This window comes from Rathayibacter sp. AY1C4, from assembly GCF_002932195.1.
Taxonomy (GTDB): domain Bacteria; phylum Actinomycetota; class Actinomycetes; order Actinomycetales; family Microbacteriaceae; genus Rathayibacter.
Map to the genome: position 1 here is coordinate 1 of NZ_PSWE01000015.1, position 16,752 is coordinate 16,752.

The following is a 16,752-nucleotide window of genomic DNA, read 5'->3' on the forward strand; positions in this document are numbered from 1 at the left end:
CGTTCGACTTGCATGTGTTAAGCACGCCGCCAGCGTTCGTCCTGAGCCAGGATCAAACTCTCCGTAAAAAAATTACGACCCCCAACCCCGAAGAGAAGGGTAGTCAAGTTTGACCTCTAGCAAATAAGACATCTCTCCGACCCGAAAGCCGGAAGCTGACATCAATTTCCAAAGGAATCCCAACCCGATCCGAAGATCAAGGCCGGGGTATAAAATTGGCATTGAACATAGTGCACGCTGTTGAGTTCTCAAGAATCGGACACATCCCGCCTCCACACCAGAACGGTGCTTCACAACGGAAGTGATCGAAGATAATGTTGCTTGCGTTATACGCGTCTTCTCGGTAGACTAGGAGAAGTTTCTTTCTCCCTGTCGCCGTGGCAACTTGTATAACTTAGCACATCCGCAGGCCGTGTCAAATCCGGCTTCTTCGCGATGCCGTCACGCTCATAGGCGCTCCGACGTTGCTCGGTTCAGGACCTGAGTCCTGCGCCGGGCGGCGAAGTTGCTGGATCCGAGGAATCCTGCGAAGGCTTTACATCCGTGCGGCAGACCTGCTCCGAAAAGCTGTCTTGCCGAGTGGATGGTCCCGATTGAGGCCGGGACGTAGGAGCTGCTGCTCTTTCCGTTTCCCTGCGGCCTTTGTGGCGACTCGGAATAAGTTACGCAGCGATCGCGGTGCTGTCAAACGACGGGCCGAAATCGCACATCCCGGGCGTGTCGGGATCAGGGGTCCTCCCCGTCGGCGCCCGGTTCCGCGGGCGGATCCGGGGTCCGAGCCGGCTGCATCGGACCGAGGCGGGCACCCGCGCGCGCGGGATCCGACTCCACCGAGTGGAAGGACCCTCCCCGGTAACGACGAGGAGCGCGCGACCCGGATCGCTCCGGTACCGCGCGCTCCTCGAGGGGATGCCGGGACTACGCCCCGATGCCGACCGCCTCGGGGGAGACGTCCGCACCGGGAGCCGAGGGCTCGAGCGCCTCGGCGACGCGCTGCGAGAGCGACGAGTCGACGTTCGCCCAGTACTGGAGCACGCGCTGCCGCAGCTCCGGACGGGTGACCTTCGACACGTGGCCGGCGATGTTCGCGACCAGGCGGGCGCGCGCGTCGTCGTCGAGGACCTCGCGGTAGAGCGTCCCCGCCTGACCGAAGTCGTCGTCCTCCGGGTGGAGGGTCGCCGCGGCGCGCGTCAGCTCGCCGTCGGTCTCCCAGCCGGCCGACTCCGCCGCCCGGGCGGGATCGGCGTGGGCGCCGCCCATCGTGTTCGGCGCGTAGACGGGCACCTCGGACTTCTGGAAGTCGAACCGCATCGGGCCGTCCTTCGAGTACGAGTGCACGGGCGACTTCGGCGCGTTCACCGGCAGCTGCGCGTGGTTGGTCCCCACGCGGTAGCGGTGCGCGTCGGCGTAGCTGAAGATGCGCGCGAGGAGCATCTTGTCGGGGCTGGCCGCGATCCCGGGCACGAAGTTCGAGGGGGCGAACGCCGCCTGCTCGATCTGCGCGAAGTAGTTCTCGGGGTTCCGGTCGAGCGTCATGGTGCCGACCTCGATCAGCGGGTAGTCGGCGTGGGGCCAGACCTTGGTGAGGTCGAACGGGTTGAACCGGTAGCTCTTCGCGTCCTCGTACGGCATGACCTGCACGGACAGCGTCCACGAGGGGAAGTCGCCGCGGTCGATGGCGGAGGACAGGTCGCGGATGTGGAAGTCCGCGTCCTCACCGGCGATCTGGTCGGCCTGCTCCTGGCTCAGGATCTCGACGCCCTGGTCGGTCTTGAAGTGGTACTTGACCCAGAAGCGCTCGCCGGCGGCGTTGATCCACTGGTAGGTGTGCGAGCCGAAGCCGTCCATGTGCCGCCACGAGGAGGGGAGGCCGCGGTCGCCCATGAGCCATGTGACCTGGTGGGCCGACTCGGGCGAGAGGGTCCAGAAGTCCCACTGCATGTCGTGGTCGCGCAGGTGGCTGCCGGGCAGGCGCTTCTGCGAGCGGATGAAGTCGGGGAACTTGATGCCGTCGCGGATGAAGAAGACGGGGGTGTTGTTGCCGACGAGGTCGTAGTTGCCCTCGCTCGTGTAGAACTTCAGCGCGAAGCCGCGGGGGTCGCGCCAGGTGTCGGGCGAGCCCTGCTCGCCGGCGACCGTGGAGAACCGCGCGAGCATCTCGGTCTCGACTCCGGGCTGGAAGAGCGCGGCACGCGTGTAGGCGCTGACGTCGGCGGTGGTGGTGAAGCGTCCGAAGGCTCCGCCGCCCTTGGCGTGGACGACCCGCTCCGGGATGCGCTCGCGGTTGAACTGGGCCAGCTTCTCGACGAGGTAGTGGTCGTGGAGCGCGAGGGGTCCGTCGGCTCCGACGCTCAGCGAGTGGTCGTCGCTCGCGACCGGTGCTCCGGAGTTCGTGGTGGTGAATCGTTCCTCGGTCATGTTCCTCCTGTCGGCGAGGGGCACGGGGCCCGCCGCTGCGGTGTAGCGGATGTCGGTCAGTGGGCGAGGGCCAGGCAGTCGGGGCAGGTGCCCCAGAACGTGACGTCGGCGGTGTCCACGGCGAAGCCGCTCGCGGTCTGCGGATGCAGGCACGGCGCCTCCCCGACGACGCAGTCGACGTCGGCCACGGCCCCGCAGCGCCGGCACACCACGTGGTGGTGGTTGTCGCCGACCCGCAGCTCGAACCGGCGGGGGTGGCCCTCCGGCTCGATGCGGCGGACGATCCCGGCGTCGGTGAACGCCGAGAGCACTCCGTAGACGGCCTGCGCCGAGGCCTCGGGGAGGCCCTCGCGCACTCGGGCCAGGACCGCGTCGACCCCGGAGTGCGGGTGCTCCTCGAGAGCGAGGAGCACCGCGCGCCGGGTGGCGGTGACCTTGAGCCCGGAGGCTCGGAGCCGCTCGTCCACTGTCGTCATGCCGAGGACACTACCCGAGTTGTCTTGAGCGGATCAAAACAACGGGCGGCGTGGCGCGCTCGCCCGGGTGAACGGCCGGGAACGCTCCGGCGGCCACGCGGAGGCTCCGATCAGGCGACCGGACCCTCGACCAGCACGACCTGGGCGGAGCGGGCGGCGCCCGCGGAGTCGGTCCACGAGATCGTCACCGACTCCCCGGGCTCGCGCTGCGCGAGCGAGGCGGACAGCTGATCGGCCGAGGCGACGGCGACCCCGTCGACCGCGGTGACGACGTCCCCCGCCTCGAGGCCCGCCTGCGCGGCCGGCCCGCCCTCGACGACTCCGCCGATCACGGCGCCGGACGCGGTGGTCGCGAGCGCGCGCGAAGTCGGAGACGCGGTGCCGGAGGAGAGGGAGACGCCGAGGAAGGCCGGATAGCCGATCTCGACGGTGGCCGTGTCGGCGCCCGCCTCGATGGTGGCCACGATGTCCAGGGCCTTCGAGATCGGGATCGCGAAGCCGGTGATGTCGGCCGTTCCGCTGGAGGCGGCGGTATCCATCCCCACGACGCGGCCGGCGGAGTCGACGAGCGGGCCGCCGGAGTCGCCGGAGACGATGTCTGCGTCCGTCTGGATCAGCCCGGTCAGCGTCTCGGCGGAGATCCCCGACTCGGAGCGGGTGGTGATCTGCTGATCGAGACCGGTGACCGTGCCGGTGGCGGCGACCAGGTCGCCCGTCCCTCCCGCGTTGCCGACGGCGGTCACGGTGTCGCCCACAGCGACCCCGTCCGTGTCGAGCGAGGCGGGGGTGAGGCCGGAGGCGTCCTCCAGCTGCAGGACGGCGGCGTCGTTCGTCGCGTCGGTGCCGACGACGCGGGCGGTGTAGCTGCGGCCCGTCGACTCCACCGTGACCGAGATCGCGGTGGCGCCCTCGACGACGTGGTTGTTGGTGAGGATCATGCCGTCGGAGGTGAGGATCATGCCGGTGCCGGCCGAGCGGGCGCCCTGGTAGGTGAGCTCGGAGGTGATCGTGACCACGCCGGCGGTCTGCGCGGTGCTCGCGGCCACGGCGTCGGTCGCGCCGGTGGCCGGCTCGGAGGCGGAGGAGCCGCCCTGCATCGACCCGTACGCGGAGGAGCCGCCCTGCGTCGATCCGCCCTGCGTCGATCCGCCCCAGGAGGGGACGATCACGTACCCGCCGCCGAAGGATCCCCGCGAGCCGCCGGGGTAGACGATCGTGGCGGCGCCGGCCGAGGCGGAGGAGGCCGCCTCGGTGCGGCCGGCGGTGGCGACTCCGCCTGCTGTCACTCCGATCAGCACGGCGAGGCCGAGGCCGCCGGCGATCAGCGCCCGACGACGACGACGACGGTCGTCCGCGCGCAGCGCGCGCACCTCGTCGGCGCCCGTCGCCTCGGTGATGGCGGGCTGGTCGGTGAGCTCTCGCTCGTCGGATTCGTGTCGCTCGTTCATGGTGTCGTCCTCGTGCCGGGGCCGCCCCTGACGGCGACCGGTTCCCATTCCACGCCCGGCCTCCCCACGCCGCCTGGACGATGCTTATGCGGTTCCTATGAGCGCTCGCCCCTCTGAATGGTTGTAGCTTCAACCAAAAGCGGGTAGCGTCTCCGCCGTGACCACCTCCTCCCCCGACCTGCTCGCTCCCGACACCGCGATGGGCGCGGTGACCCTCCGCGTCGCCGACCTCGACGGGATGATCGCCTACTACCGCGACGCCGTGACGCTCGAGCTGCTCTCGCACGACGGACCGGTCGCGGTGCTCGGCCGCGGCGGAGTGCCGGCCGTGATCCTCCAGCACGCGCCCGAGCTGGTGCACGCCTCGCCGCGCAGCGCCGGCCTCTTCCACACGGCGATCCTCTTCGAATCGGAGGCGGCGCTCGCCGCGGCCGTGTACAGCGTCGCGACCCGGCACCCCGGCTCCTTCACCGGCAGCTCCGACCACCTGGTCAGCAAGGCCTTCTACTTCGACGACCCCGACCACAACGGCGTCGAGCTCTACTGGGACCGCGACCGCACGCAGTGGTCGTGGACGCACGGGCGGATCGAGATGAGCACGCTCTTCCTCGACCCGAACGCGTTCCTGCAGGAGCACCTCACCGAGGAGTCGATCGCGCAGCCGCGCCTCGGCGGCGCCTCCGTCGGCCACGTGCACCTGAGCGTGGGCGACGTCGCCACCGCGAAGGAGTTCTACGTCGACCGGCTCGGCTTCGAGACGACGATCGCGTACGGCGGGCAGGCGCTCTTCGTCTCGGCGGGCGGCTACCACCACCACATGGCGATGAACACCTGGAACTCGGCGGGCGCCGGACGCCGGCAGCAGGCCCTCGGCCTCGGACAGGTCGAGATCGTGGTGCCCGGCGCCGACGACCTCGGCGCGCTCGGCGAGCGGCTGGCCCGCTCCGGAGTCGCCACCCGCGACGACGGCCGCACCCTCGCCTTCGAGGACCCCTGGGCGAACGCCGTCCGCGTCACGACCTCCTGAGCGCCGCCGACCGCGGGGACCCCCGCGGGTACGATGGTCGCGCGGAAGACCGCACTCCCCCGAGACTCCGGAGAACACGGTGCCCACGATCGTCGTTGAAGTCATGCCCAAGGCCGAGCTGCTCGACCCGCAGGGGAAGGCCGTCGCCGGCGCGCTCGCGCGGCTGGGCCACTCCGCCCTCCACGGCGTGCGGGTGGGCAAGCGCTTCGAGATCACCGTCGACGAGGTGACCGACGAGGTGCGCGCCTCGGTGCAGCGCATCGCCGACGAGATGCTCTCGAACTCGGTGATCGAGGACGTCGTCGGGATCCACTACCCGGCGGAGGCCGCCCGATGAGGATCGGCGTCATCACCTTCCCCGGCTCGCTCGACGACCGCGACGCCCAGCGCGCCGTCCGGTTCGCGGGTGCGGAGCCGGTCGCGCTGTGGCACGGCGACCACGACCTCGACGGCGTCGACGCGATCGTCCTGCCCGGCGGCTTCTCCTACGGCGACTACCTGCGCTGCGGCGCCATCGCCTCCCACTCCCCGATCATGCGCGAGGTCGTCGACGCGGCGAACGCCGGGACCCCGGTCCTCGGCATCTGCAACGGCTTCCAGATGCTCACCGAGGCGCACCTGCTGCCCGGCGGCCTGATCGCGAACGACATCGGATCCTTCGTCTGCCGCGACCAGCGCCTGATGGTCGCGAGCACCGAGACCGCCTGGACGAACGGCTTTGAGCCCGGCCAGGAGATCACGATCCCGCTGAAGAACGGCGAGGGCGGCTACATCGCCTCGGCCGACACGCTGCTCGAGCTCGAGGCGGAGGGACGCGTCGTCGTCCGCTACCTCGGCCACAACCCGAACGGCTCCATGAACGACATCGCCGGCATCAGCAACCGCCGCGGCAATGTGGTGGGGCTCATGCCGCACCCGGAGCACGCCGTCGAGGAGGGCTTCGGGCCCGACACGGCCGCCGCGATGCGCTCGGGTGTGGACGGGCTGACGTTCTTCACGTCGGCGCTGAAGTCGCTGCTCGCCTCCGCCTGACGCATCCGGTCCGGGCGGCTCCGCCCGCCCGCGACGCACGAGACCCCCGGTTCCGGCCGGGGGTCTCGTGCGTGATGGGCGATGTTCGCGGAGCCGCTCAGGGCCCGGTCAAGACCTCGGGCTCGGGGGTCATCGAGATGGTGGGGATCGAGGCGGTGATCACGGTGCCGTCGGAGCGGCGGGTGCCCTCGATGTCGGACGTGGTCGGCGCGCCGTGCAGGCGGCGGCCCTGGTGCGTGAGCGGGACGCGCACGGGGCTGCCGGCAGCGACGTGCACGCGCTCGTCGCGGACGGTGATCGCGGCGGAGTCGCCGGTCTCGACCGTCAGCAGGACCTCGGTCTGCGTCACCTCGACGCGCACGCGCGTGCCGTGGAGGGTGATGCGGAAGGCGAGGCGGTCCCAGTCGTCGGGCAGGCGCGGGTCGAGCGTGATCCGCCCACCGTGGTCGCGCATCCCGCCGAAGCCGTAGACGAGGGCGCTCCAGACGCCGCCCGTCGAGGCGACGTGGATGCCGTCCGCGGTGTTGCGGTGCAGGTCGGCGAGGTCGACGAACAGCGCCGACAGGAAGTAGTGGCGGGCCAGGTCGCTGTAGCCGACCTCGGCGGCGATGATCGACTGCACGACGGCCGAGAGGGTCGAGTCACCGGTGGTCAGCGCGTCGTAGTACTCGAAGTCGGCGCGCTTCTGCTCGGCGGTGAACTCGTTGCCCTGCAGCAGCAGCGCGAGCACGACGTCGGCCTGCTTGAGCACCTGGAAGCGGTAGATCACCAGCGGGTGGAAGTGCAGCAGCAGCGGGCGCTTGCTCGCGGGGGTGTTCTCGAGGTCCCACAGCTCCTTCTCGAGGAAGGCCGCGTCCTGCGGGTGGATGCCCGCCCGCGCGTCGAAGGGGATGTGCATCTTCTCGGCGGCGCGCGCCCACTCGAGCACCTCGCCCTCGTCGAGAGCGAGGCGGTCGGCCATCCGCTCGTACGCGGCGGGCTCGACGGCCTTCAGCAGCTCGACGGCGCGTGCGGCCGAGCGGAGGTTCGCCCGGGCCATGACGTTCGTGTACAGGTTGTCGTTGACGACGGTCGTGTACTCGTCCGGCCCCGTCACTCCGTGGATGTGGAAGTGATCGTCGCCGTTGCTGCGCCAGAAGCCCAGATCGGCCCACATCCGCGCGGTCTCGACGAGGATGTCGATCGCTCCGCGGGCGAGGAAGTCGTCGTCGCCCGTGGCACCCACGTACTGCATGAGCGCGTAGGAGATGTCGGCGTCGATGTGGTACTGAGCGGTGCCGGCGGCGTAGTACGCCGACGACTCCTGACCGTTGATGGTGCGCCAGGGGAAGAGCGCGCCGCGCTGGTTGAGCTCGGAGGCGCGCGCCCGGGCGGCCTCGAGCATGTTCTGCCGGAAGCGCAGGGCGTTCCGGGCGACGAGGGGCGCCGTGTAGCTGAGGAACGGGAGGACGTAGACCTCGGTGTCCCAGAAGTAGTGGCCGCCGTAGCCGGAGCCCGAGACGCCCTTGGCCGCGACTCCGCCGCCGTCGGTGCGGGCGGTGGACTGGGCGAGCTGGAAGAGGTTCCAGCGGGTGGCCTGCTGGATGGCGGGCTGGCCGTCCAGCTGCACGTCGGAGCGGGTCCAGAAGTCGTCGAGCCACTCGCGCTGCTTGACGAACTGCTCCTCGACCGGCGTCTCGCGGGCGCGGTCGAGCGTGCGGTCGCAGCGGTCGGCGAGCTCGCGCACGGGCACGCCGCGGGAGGTGTGGTAGGTCAGCGTCTTGACCAGGCGGACCGGCCGGCCGGCCTTGGCCTTCACGCGGTAGACGTGCTTGGCGAGGTCGTCGTCGATCTGGGAGGTCTGGTCCCACTCGTTCTCGGTCTCGAGCTGGTGCTCGGCGCCGCAGGCGACGGTCATCTGGGAGTTGGTGGTCCGGTAGCCGAGGAGGTAGCGGGTGCCGCTGACGCGCTTGAGGCGCGGCTGGAGCACGCGGTCCTCGAACGACTCCGCCTTGCGCGGGTCGAAGCCGGCCCCCTCGCTGCCGGAGGGGGCGTGGTACTCGTCGACGCCGTCCTGGCGGTTGAGGATCTGGCTCGAGATCAGCACGGACGCGTCGTGGTCGAGCATCTCGACCTCGTAGTCGAGGATCGCGAGGTGCCGGTCGGTGAACGAGACCAGGCGGCGCGAGCGGATCAGGACGCGCTTGCCGGAGGGGGTGCGCCACTCCAGCTCGCGGGTGAGCACGCCGTTCGCGAAGTCGAGGCGGCGCGAGTAGGCGAGGACGTCGGCCTCGCTCAGCACGAAGGGCTCGTCGTCGACGTAGAGGCGGATGATCTTGGCGTCCGGCACGTTGACGATGGTCTGGCCGACGCGGGCGAAGCCGAACGCCTCCTCCGCGTGGCGGATGGGCCAGGTCTCGTGGAACCCGTTGATGAAGGTGCCGTAGGCGTAGCCGTCGCGCCCCTCCTCCACGTTGCCGCGGAGGCCGAGGTAGCCGTTGCCGGTGGCGAAGAGCGTCTCGGTGCGGCCCTGCAGCTCGGAGGCGAACTCGGTCTCGACGAGGGCCCACTCGTCGATCGGGAAGCGGTTCCGGTCGAGCGGGTCGGAGGTGATGGGGTTCATGCGGCGTCCTCGGGGGCGGGAGCGGTGGGGAGGAAGGGGAGCAGCTCAGCCAGGTCGTCCACGACCAGGTCGGCGCCGTGCTCGAGCAGGGTGTCGGCCCCGACTCCGCGGTCGACGCCGACGACGAGGCCGAAGCCGCCCGCGCGGCCTGCCGCGACTCCGGAGTGCGCGTCCTCGAGGACGGCGCACTCGGCGGCCGGGAGGCCGAGGAGCTCGGCCGCGTAGAGGTAGGTGTCGGGCGCGGGCTTGCCGGCGATCGAGCGCTCGGCGGCGAGGAGCCCGTCCACGACGACCTCGAAGCGGTCGCGGAGGCCGGCCGCCTCGAGCACCGGCACGCCGTTGCGGGAGGAGGTGACGACGGCGACCTGCACGCCCGCGGCGATCGCGGCGTCGACGAAGCGGAGCGAGCCCGGGTAGGGAGCGACGCCGGTCTCGGCGAGGGTGCGGTTGAAGGCGTCGTTCTTGCGGTTGCCGAGCCCGCAGACGGTCTCGAGCGACGGGTCGTCCTCGGGCGCGCCCTCGGGGAGGGTGATGCCGCGCGAGGCGAGGAGCGCCCGGACGCCGTCGTACCGCGGGCGTCCGTCGATGTACCGGAAGTAGTCGGCGTCGGTGTAGCCCTCGGCGATCCCGCGCGAGGAGAGGTACTCCGTGAACAGCCGCGACCAGGCCTGCATGTGGACGTCGGCGGTCGGCGTGAGCACGCCGTCGAGGTCGAACAGGAGCGCGCGGACGCCGCGGAGGGCGGAGGCGTCGGGGCGCGTCGGGGATGCAGTCACGGCGGGGAGGACCTCTGATCGGGGGCAGGCGTTCGGCGGTTCCGCCGATGACGGTCGTCCGCCGCGGACTGCAGGTATCGTATACGCCCCCCGGCCGCCGTGTGGAACCGTTTACACGTCCGTCATCTGCGCGCCGCCGGGGGCGTCGATCCGCTCGGGGGCGAGGCGGTGCCGCCCGAGGGGGAGCATCAGCGGGGTGCCCGAGGTCGGGTCGGTGATGATGCGGCTGTCGAGGCCGAACACGGCGAGCACCGTCTCCTCGGTGAGCACCGCGGCCGGGGTGCCGGAGGCGTGCACCGCGCCGTGCGCGATGGCCACGAGGTGGTCGGCGTAGCGGGCGGCCATGTTGAGGTCGTGCAGCACCATCACCACCGTCGTCCCGCGGGTGCGGTTGAGGTCGACGAGCAGGTCGAGCACCTCGATCTGGTGACTGACGTCGAGGAAGGTGGTCGGCTCGTCCAGCAGCAGCACGTCGGTCTCCTGCGCGAGGGCCATCGCGATCCAGACGCGCTGGCGCTGCCCGCCGCTGAGCTCGTCGACGGAACGGTCGGCCAGGGCGGCGGTGTCGGTCGCGTCGAGCGCGGTCGCGACGGCCTCGTCGTCGTGGGCGCTCCAACGGCTCAGCATCCCCTGGTGCGGATGGCGGCCGCGGCCGACGAGATCCGCGACGGTGATGCCCTCCGGGGCGATCGGCGACTGCGGGAGGAGGCCGAGCGTGCGGGCGAGCTGCTTCGCCGGCGTCCGGTGCACGGCCCTGCCGTCGAGCAGCACGGCGCCGGAGCGAGGCGCGAGCAGGCGCGACATCGAGCGCAGGAGCGTCGACTTGCCGCAGGCGTTCGCTCCGACGATCGCGGTGATGCGGCCGGGCGGGACGACGAGGTCGAGGCCGTCGACGACCGTCCGGTCGCCGTAGCCGAGGGTGACCCCCTCGGCCGTCAGGGTGTGCGCGGTGGTCACAATGAGCCTCCCGCTCTGTTGCTGCGGACGATGAGGTAGACGAGGTACGGCGCCCCGAGGACGCCGGTGACCACTCCGACCGGATAGCGCAGGCCCAGCCCGAACTGCCCGACGAAGTCGGCGACGAGCACGAGCAGCGCGCCGACGAGGGCCGAGGGGATGAGGAGCGACGCGCCGGGCCCGATCAGGCGGGCGGCGATCGGGCCGGAGAGGAAGGCCACGAACGCGATCGGGCCGGCGGCGGCCGTCGCGAAGGCGATCAGCCCGACCGCGGCGACGATCACGACGAGGCGGGTGGCGTTCACGCGGATGCCGAGCGCGGAGGCGGTGTCGTCGCCGAGCTGCGTGGCGGAGAGGTCGCGCGAGCGCGAGAGCAGGACGGGGGTGAGGACGACGACCGCGGCGAGGACCGGCACGACCTCGCTCCAGCTCGCGCCGTTGAGGCTCCCGGTGAGCCAGCGGGACGCCTCCTGCAGGTCCCACGCCGCGGCCCGCGAGAGCACGTAGGCGGTGAGGGAGTCGAGCATCGCGGCGACCCCGATGCCGATCAGGATCAGCCGGGTGCCGGCGACTCCGCTGCGGTAGGACAGGGCGTAGACGAGCAGGGCGACCACGAGTCCCGCGACGATCGCGAGGGCCGAGACCTGCGCGGCCCCGAGCGAGAGCGTCGCGATGGCGAAGGCCGCGGCGGCGCTCGCCCCGGCGCTGATCCCGATGATGTCGGGGCTGGCGAGCGGGTTGCGGAGCATGGTCTGGAAGCTCACTCCGCCGAGCCCGAAGCACAGGCCCACCAGGAGGGCGAGGACGGCGCGCGGGAGGCGGAGGCGCCCGACGGTGAAGCTCGCCCCGGGGACCTGCTCGCCGAGGATCACGCGCAGCACCTCGTCGGGCGAGTAGACGGTCTGGCCGACCAGCAGGGAGACGGCGAGGACGGCCGCGATCAGGACAGCGAGGACGGCGACGACGATCCGGCGGCGGGCCCCGCGGCGGCGGCGGCCGGCCGCGACGGCGCGGGCGGTGGCGGAGGGCGCCTCGAGCAACGCGGTCACAGCTCGCGCACCTTCTGGCGGCGGACGATCGCGATGAACACCGGGGCGCCGACCAGCGCGGTGACGATGCCCACGTCGATCTCGCTCGGGCGTGCGACGACGCGGCCGACGATGTCCGCCGCGATCAGGAGCACGGCGCCGGTCACCGCCGAGAACGGCAGCAGCCAGCGGTGGTCGACGCCGACGAGGAGGCGGCAGGCGTGCGGGACGACCAGGCCGACGAAGCCGATGGGCCCCGTGACCGCGGTCGTCGCTCCGCAGAGCACGACCGCGCCCAGGGCGGCCCCGCCGCGCGCGAGGGCGACCCGCTCCCCCAGGCCCGCCGCGAGCTCGTCGCCGAGCGCGAGGGTGTTGAGGCTCTTGGCCGAGAGCACGCAGAGGACGAGGCCGGCCAGGAGGAAGGGGAGCACCTGCGCGATGCTCGCGGACGTGGCGCCGCCCACTCCGCCGATCTGCCAGGAGCGGATGCCGCCCGCGATGTCGGCGCGCGGCAGGACGATCGCGCTGATGACCGAGACCAGCGCGGCCGAGGTGGCGGCGCCGGCCAGGGCGAGCTTGAGCGGAGTCGCGCCGCCGCGCCCGAGCGACCCGACCGTGTAGACGAAGACCGCGGCGACCGCGGCCCCGCCGATCGCGACCCAGACGTAGGCGGCGGAGCTCGTCAGCCCGAAGAAGACGATGCCCGTCACGACCGCGAGCGAGGCTCCGGTGTTCACCCCGAGGATGCCGGGGTCGGCCAGCGGATTGCGGGTCACCCCCTGCATCAGCACGCCGGCGACGCCGAGGGCCGCGCCCGCGATCGCGGCGAGCACGGTGCGCGGGATGCGCTTGGCGACCGCGGCCTGCGCGAACCCGTCCGTGGACCCGCCGAACGCCGCGACGACGTCGCTCCACGCCACCTCCCGCGACCCCACCAGCACCGACACCACGGCGGCGGCGAGCAGCACGGCCACGGCCGCGAGCAGCCAGAGGGCGCGCAGCCGCCTCGGGCGGCGCACGGCGGCGACGCCCGAGGCGGCGGGAGGAGCGGCGAGGGTCACGCGGGTCGGGTCCCGGCTCAGGCGGCCGGAGTGCTCTGCGCGGCCTTGGCGGCGGCCTCGTCGAGCAGGTCCAGGTAGTCGTCGAGGACCCACGAGATCGAGAGCGGCGTCGGGTTGGCGGCGGTGCCGAGCGGGGTGGAGGGCAGGCGCACGATGGCGTCGTCGGCGACCGCGGGGATCTGCGAGAGCAGCGGGTCGGCCTTGAGGGTGCTCACGAGCTCGTCGTCGCCGTAGGTGACGATCACGTCGACGTCGCTGAAGGCGTCGGCCTGCTCGGCGCTCTGCGTGAGCGAGAACTTGTCGGTCGCGGCGGAGGCGGTGGCGATGCTGCCCGGGGTGGCCATGCCGAGGTCCTCGAAGAACGCGGGGCGGGTGTCGTGCGAGGTGTAGAAGCTGACCTGGCTGAGGTCGGTCGGGTCGACGTGGGTGAGGAACATCGCCGAGGTGCCGGCCAGCTGCGGGTGCGCGGCGACCTTCTCCTCGATCTCGCCCTCGAGCTCGGTGATCAGGGCGGCGCCCTCGTCGGCCCTGCCCATCGCCTCGCTGTTCAGCGTGATCATGTCGCGCCAGGAGGTGCCCCAGGCGGTCTCGGGGTAGGCGACGACGGGGGCGATCTCGCTCAGGGTGTCGTAGTCCTCCTGCGTGAGGCCGGAGTAGGCGGCGAGGATGACGTCCGGGTCGGTGTCCGAGACGGCCTCGAAGTCGATGCCGTCGGTCTCGTCGAAGAGGACGGGGGTCTCGGCGCCGAGCTCGTCGAGCTTCTCGCTCACCCAGGGGAGGAGCCCGTCGCCGTCGTCGTCGCCGAAGTTGGCGGCGGCCATGCCCACGGGGACGACACCCAGCGCGAGCGGGACCTCGTGGTTGGCCCAGTTGACGGTCGCCACGCGCTCGGGCGCCGACTCGATGGTGGTGGTGCCGAGAGCGTGCTCGATCGTGATCGGCGTGAAGCCGCTGTCGGCGGCGGCGTCGTCTCCGGCGGCCGAGCCGCTGCAGCCGGCGAGGCCGATCGTCAGCGCGGTGGCGACGAGCAGGGCGAGGGGCGTGGTGGCGCGGGGCATGGGTCCCTTTCGAGAGGCTGTGCGGGAGGCGGCGCAGGGCCCGAGTGGACCGGCACTAAGGACAGCCTAACCAAAGAATGTGCGTGCTCTCAGCCCCGATTCCTCGCCTCCCGAGGTCGGAGGCGCCCCGAGGTGCCGCTCGCGGAGCCCGGAGGCGGCCCCGCCACGGCCGCGGACGTCACGCCGTCGCGAGCCTCTCGACGGTGCGCAGGTTCCGGGTCGTCGTGGTGGAGCGGTAGGCGGATCGGGCGAGGATCCGTGCGACCGGCGTGTCCGTCGAGGAGCCGCGCGGGCAGCGCCAGTAGAGGACGGCGGCACCCCGGGCGACGAGCTCGACCGCCGGATCCGGCTCGCCGATCGCGGCCTGCGCGGCGTCGAGCGCCTCCTCGTCCGAGCCGAAGACGACGTACGGATGCGCCTCCTCGTCGATCCGCGGGAACGGGTAGGCGGCGAGCACCGCGGCGAGCGCCTCCTGCGTCACGAGCACGATCCAGGCGTCGTAGCCGAACCGCTCGGCGAGCGCCGCCTCGAGCGCGGGCTTCAGCTCGGCGGCCGGGCGGTCGGAGTCGAATGCCGCGTTGCCGCTCGCGAGGACCGTCCGCACCCGGTCCACGCCGATCCCGGCGACCGTCTCGGCGAGCTCGGCGCTGCGGACGGTGCGGCCGTTGACGTTCACTCCGCGGAGGAGGGCGAGGAACCGGGTCATGCGGCCGACGGTAGCGTGACGGCATGGCGCGCGGAAGCGGACGACGACGACCCCGGCGGACCCTCGAGGAGGAGATCCTGCGGGCGAGCGGGCGCGGACCCGGGGCGAGGACGCGGGCGGAGACCGTCCCTCCCTCCGGACGCCGGCTGGTGGCGCCGCCCGCCTCGGGCACCCTTCTCCACGTCGACGTGGACGCGCTGGTGGCGCTCGCCGCGCGGGAGGACCTGCTGATCGCGCTGGAGCGGCGGATCGGCGAGCACGCGGTGGCCGCGACTCCGGTGCTCTCGTGGTGGTCGGCGACTCCGTCGGTCCCGGGCGAGGAGGAGGAGCGCCGGCTCGACGCGCTCGTGCTGCGGACGGTGGAGCTCGGGGCGGGGCCGGCCGACGACGTGGACTCGCGGCTGCGGGAGCTGGCGCACGAGGGCGGTCTGGACGAGCTGGGCGCCGCGCTGGCGCTGCTCGCGCGGGTCCCGGATCCGCCGGCGGCGTTCCAGGATCCGGACGGGTTCCTGCGCGTGACGGTCCCGGAGTCGCCGTTCGAGCGGCGGCTCGAGGTCCTCGCGGAGGCGCAGGGCCGGGCGGGCGAGCTGCTGGTGCTGCTGCGCGACTGCGCGTTCACCGCGACCCTGCCGCGGCGGCGCTCGGCGATCGCGGCGATGAGCGGGCGGATCCGGGCGGCCGCGGACCCGGGGCGCCTCGACTCCCGGCGGCTGGACGAGCTCGCGGAGGCGGTGGACGCGGCGCTCGAGAAGCGGTGGACCGTGCTCTGACGGCGGTCGGCGTTACGGGCGCGCCCGTCGCAGTGACCGTTCGCGCACCGGTTCAGCCCCCGCGCACTCCGGGTGAATAGGCTGGACGGATGCCTCTCACCGGTCTCGACCTCCGCCGCTTCCCCGCCGCCCTGAACGACGAGGGCGGTCCCGACGCCGCCACCGCCGCGTGGGCCACCGCGATCAACGCGGGCTTCCACGAGAAGGAGTTCACGCCGGAGAAGCTGCGGGACTGGGCCGAGCACATGGTCGCCGACCAGCGCGTGCTGACCGCGGTCGTCGACTCCTCCGCCCCCGAGGGACTCGACGGCGCGGGCGTGCCGGTCGGCACCTACGCGGCGTTCCCCGGGGCCCTGCAGGTCGGCGGCGGACGCGAGCTGCCGGCGCACCTGGTGTCGCAGGTGACCGTGCGGCCCACGCACCGGCGCCGCGGCATCCTGCGCGCGATGATCACCGAGGACCTGCGCCTGGCGAAGGAGGCCGGCACCCCGGTCGCCGCGCTCACGGCGAGCGAGGCCTCCATCTACCGCCGGTTCGGCTTCGGCCGCTCGGCCTTCACGCGCTCCATCCGCGTCGACACCGGGCCGCGCTTCGGCCTGCACACCGAGCCCGCCGGCCGCGTCGAGGTGGTCGCGACGAGCTGGCTGCAGCCACGCATCCCCGCGGTGTTCGCCGCGTTCCAGGCGTCGACCCCCGGCTCGCTGACCCGCCAGTCGCGCTACGAGGCGAACTCCGTCGGCACCGCGTCCGGCGAGACCACGCCCGGCCTCGACGTCCGCTCGGCCGTCCACCTCGACGAGGAGGGGACGCTCGACGGCTTCGTGACCTACCGCGCGGTCGGGCCCGAGGACGACAAGACCCTCGAGATCGTCGACCTCGTCGCCCCCGGCGCCGACGCCTACCTCGCGCTCTGGGGCTACCTCGGCACGGTCGACCTCGCCTCCGCGGTGACCTGGGACATGGCGCCGGTGGACGATCCGCTGACCTGGGCGCTCAGCGACGCGCGCGTGGTGCAGGTGAGCCACGTGGGCGACCTGATCTGGCTGCGGATCCTCGACGTCGCCGCCGCGTTCTCGGCCCGGCCGTGGACCGCTGACGGCTCGGTCGTCGTCGAGGTGGCCGACGGGCTCGGGCTCGCCGACGGCCGCTACCGCCTCACCGCCTCGGGCGGCTCCGCCACCGTGGAGCGCACCGGGGACGAGGCCGAGCTCGCGCTGGACGTGGCCGACCTGGGCTCGCTGCTGCTGGGCTCGGTGCGGCCGTCGATCCTGGCGAAGGCCGGGCTCGCGCGCGTCACGGGCGAGGCGGGGCGGATGGACCGCCTGTTCGCGCCGATCGCGACGCCGTACTGCATCTCGTTCTTCTAGGGGGCACCGCCCTCCCGGCGGCACCG

Annotated in this window: 15 protein-coding genes and 1 rRNA gene; 5 read left to right on the top strand and 11 right to left on the bottom strand. The window is 72.4% G+C overall.

From position 1 onward, the window contains the following. The 4 genes from C5C99_RS09170 to C5C99_RS09185 all read right to left on the bottom strand — a co-directional run. A 16S ribosomal RNA gene (locus C5C99_RS09170) occupies nt 1–68 on the bottom strand; the annotation flags it as partial. A gap of 850 nt (nt 69–918) precedes the next feature. Next, the gene (locus C5C99_RS09175; RefSeq protein WP_104269005.1) at nt 919–2,418 is read right to left on the bottom strand and encodes a catalase; all 1,500 of its coding nucleotides are present in this window, start codon (nt 2,416–2,418) and stop codon (nt 919–921) included. 56 nt (nt 2,419–2,474) lie between these two features. Next, nucleotides 2,475–2,894 (bottom strand): Fur family transcriptional regulator, encoded by a 420-nt coding sequence (locus C5C99_RS09180; protein ID WP_104222735.1) that lies wholly within the window; start codon nt 2,892–2,894, stop codon nt 2,475–2,477. 110 nt (nt 2,895–3,004) lie between these two features. Then, entirely contained in the window at nt 3,005–4,342 is a 1,338-nt protein-coding gene (locus tag C5C99_RS09185) for a S1C family serine protease (protein WP_258063674.1), read from the bottom strand. A gap of 199 nt (nt 4,343–4,541) precedes the next feature. Here C5C99_RS09185 and C5C99_RS09190 point away from each other — a divergent pair, with 199 nt between their 5' ends. The 3 genes from C5C99_RS09190 to purQ all read left to right on the top strand — a co-directional run bounded on the left by C5C99_RS09190 (nt 4,542) and on the right by purQ (nt 6,401). Beyond that, entirely contained in the window at nt 4,542–5,369 is an 828-nt protein-coding gene (locus tag C5C99_RS09190; protein WP_104340009.1) for a VOC family protein, read from the top strand. A 79-nt stretch (nt 5,370–5,448) separates the two neighbouring features. Further along, nucleotides 5,449–5,706, top strand: coding sequence for a phosphoribosylformylglycinamidine synthase subunit PurS (gene purS / locus C5C99_RS09195; RefSeq protein ID WP_104222736.1), 258 nt, complete (start codon nt 5,449–5,451; stop codon nt 5,704–5,706). Beyond that, nucleotides 5,703–6,401 carry a phosphoribosylformylglycinamidine synthase subunit PurQ gene (gene purQ / locus C5C99_RS09200; RefSeq protein ID WP_104222737.1) on the top strand — a complete coding sequence of 233 codons (699 nt, stop codon included), beginning with the start codon at nt 5,703–5,705 and terminating at the stop codon, nt 6,399–6,401. Before purS ends, purQ begins: the two co-directional genes overlap by 4 nt. A gap of 97 nt (nt 6,402–6,498) precedes the next feature. Here the strand turns inward: purQ and C5C99_RS09205 are convergent, their stop codons facing one another. From C5C99_RS09205 to C5C99_RS09235, 7 genes are all read right to left on the bottom strand, one after another. After that, the gene (locus tag C5C99_RS09205) at nt 6,499–9,003 is read right to left on the bottom strand and encodes a glycoside hydrolase family 65 protein (RefSeq protein ID WP_104222738.1); all 2,505 of its coding nucleotides are present in this window, start codon (nt 9,001–9,003) and stop codon (nt 6,499–6,501) included. After that, complete coding sequence (locus C5C99_RS09210) at nt 9,000–9,779, bottom strand: HAD family phosphatase (RefSeq protein WP_104222739.1); 780 nt, start codon at nt 9,777–9,779, stop codon at nt 9,000–9,002. Before C5C99_RS09210 ends, C5C99_RS09205 begins: the two co-directional genes overlap by 4 nt. A gap of 111 nt (nt 9,780–9,890) precedes the next feature. Further along, complete coding sequence (locus C5C99_RS09215) at nt 9,891–10,736, bottom strand: ABC transporter ATP-binding protein (RefSeq protein ID WP_104222740.1); 846 nt, start codon at nt 10,734–10,736, stop codon at nt 9,891–9,893. Next, the gene (locus C5C99_RS09220; RefSeq protein ID WP_104339984.1) at nt 10,733–11,785 is read right to left on the bottom strand and encodes an iron chelate uptake ABC transporter family permease subunit; all 1,053 of its coding nucleotides are present in this window, start codon (nt 11,783–11,785) and stop codon (nt 10,733–10,735) included. The genes C5C99_RS09215 and C5C99_RS09220 overlap by 4 nt, the downstream gene beginning before the upstream one ends. After that, nucleotides 11,782–12,825, bottom strand: coding sequence for an iron ABC transporter permease (locus C5C99_RS09225; RefSeq protein WP_104222742.1), 1,044 nt, complete (start codon nt 12,823–12,825; stop codon nt 11,782–11,784). The genes C5C99_RS09220 and C5C99_RS09225 overlap by 4 nt, the downstream gene beginning before the upstream one ends. A 17-nt stretch (nt 12,826–12,842) precedes the next feature. Next, complete coding sequence (locus C5C99_RS09230) at nt 12,843–13,883, bottom strand: iron-siderophore ABC transporter substrate-binding protein (RefSeq protein WP_104339985.1); 1,041 nt, start codon at nt 13,881–13,883, stop codon at nt 12,843–12,845. Nucleotides 13,884–14,061: 178 nt separating this feature from the next. After that, complete coding sequence (locus tag C5C99_RS09235; RefSeq protein ID WP_104339986.1) at nt 14,062–14,589, bottom strand: DUF1697 domain-containing protein; 528 nt, start codon at nt 14,587–14,589, stop codon at nt 14,062–14,064. Nucleotides 14,590–14,612: 23 nt separating this feature from the next. On the opposite strand from C5C99_RS09235, the gene C5C99_RS09240 reads away from it, so the two are divergent. Then, nucleotides 14,613–15,359 (top strand): DUF2254 family protein, encoded by a 747-nt coding sequence (locus C5C99_RS09240; protein WP_104288372.1) that lies wholly within the window; start codon nt 14,613–14,615, stop codon nt 15,357–15,359. Between the two features lie 89 nt (nt 15,360–15,448). Next, nucleotides 15,449–16,726 carry a GNAT family N-acetyltransferase gene (locus C5C99_RS09245; RefSeq protein ID WP_104339987.1) on the top strand — a complete coding sequence of 426 codons (1,278 nt, stop codon included), beginning with the start codon at nt 15,449–15,451 and terminating at the stop codon, nt 16,724–16,726. Nucleotides 16,727–16,752 lie beyond the last annotated feature (26 nt).

Coding starts and splice junctions, on each gene's coding strand:
- C5C99_RS09230 (WP_104339985.1), bottom strand. CDS start 13,883: ATGCCCCGCGCCACCACGCCCCTCGCCCTGCTCGTCGCCACCGCGCTG.
- purQ (WP_104222737.1), top strand. CDS start 5,703: ATGAGGATCGGCGTCATCACCTTCCCCGGCTCGCTCGACGACCGCGAC.
- C5C99_RS09245 (WP_104339987.1), top strand. CDS start 15,449: ATGCCTCTCACCGGTCTCGACCTCCGCCGCTTCCCCGCCGCCCTGAAC.
- C5C99_RS09185 (WP_258063674.1), bottom strand. CDS start 4,342: ATGAACGAGCGACACGAATCCGACGAGCGAGAGCTCACCGACCAGCCC.
- C5C99_RS09205 (WP_104222738.1), bottom strand. CDS start 9,003: ATGAACCCCATCACCTCCGACCCGCTCGACCGGAACCGCTTCCCGATC.
- C5C99_RS09235 (WP_104339986.1), bottom strand. CDS start 14,589: ATGACCCGGTTCCTCGCCCTCCTCCGCGGAGTGAACGTCAACGGCCGC.
- C5C99_RS09180 (WP_104222735.1), bottom strand. CDS start 2,894: ATGACGACAGTGGACGAGCGGCTCCGAGCCTCCGGGCTCAAGGTCACC.
- C5C99_RS09175 (WP_104269005.1), bottom strand. CDS start 2,418: ATGACCGAGGAACGATTCACCACCACGAACTCCGGAGCACCGGTCGCG.
- C5C99_RS09240 (WP_104288372.1), top strand. CDS start 14,613: ATGGCGCGCGGAAGCGGACGACGACGACCCCGGCGGACCCTCGAGGAG.
- C5C99_RS09190 (WP_104340009.1), top strand. CDS start 4,542: ATGGGCGCGGTGACCCTCCGCGTCGCCGACCTCGACGGGATGATCGCC.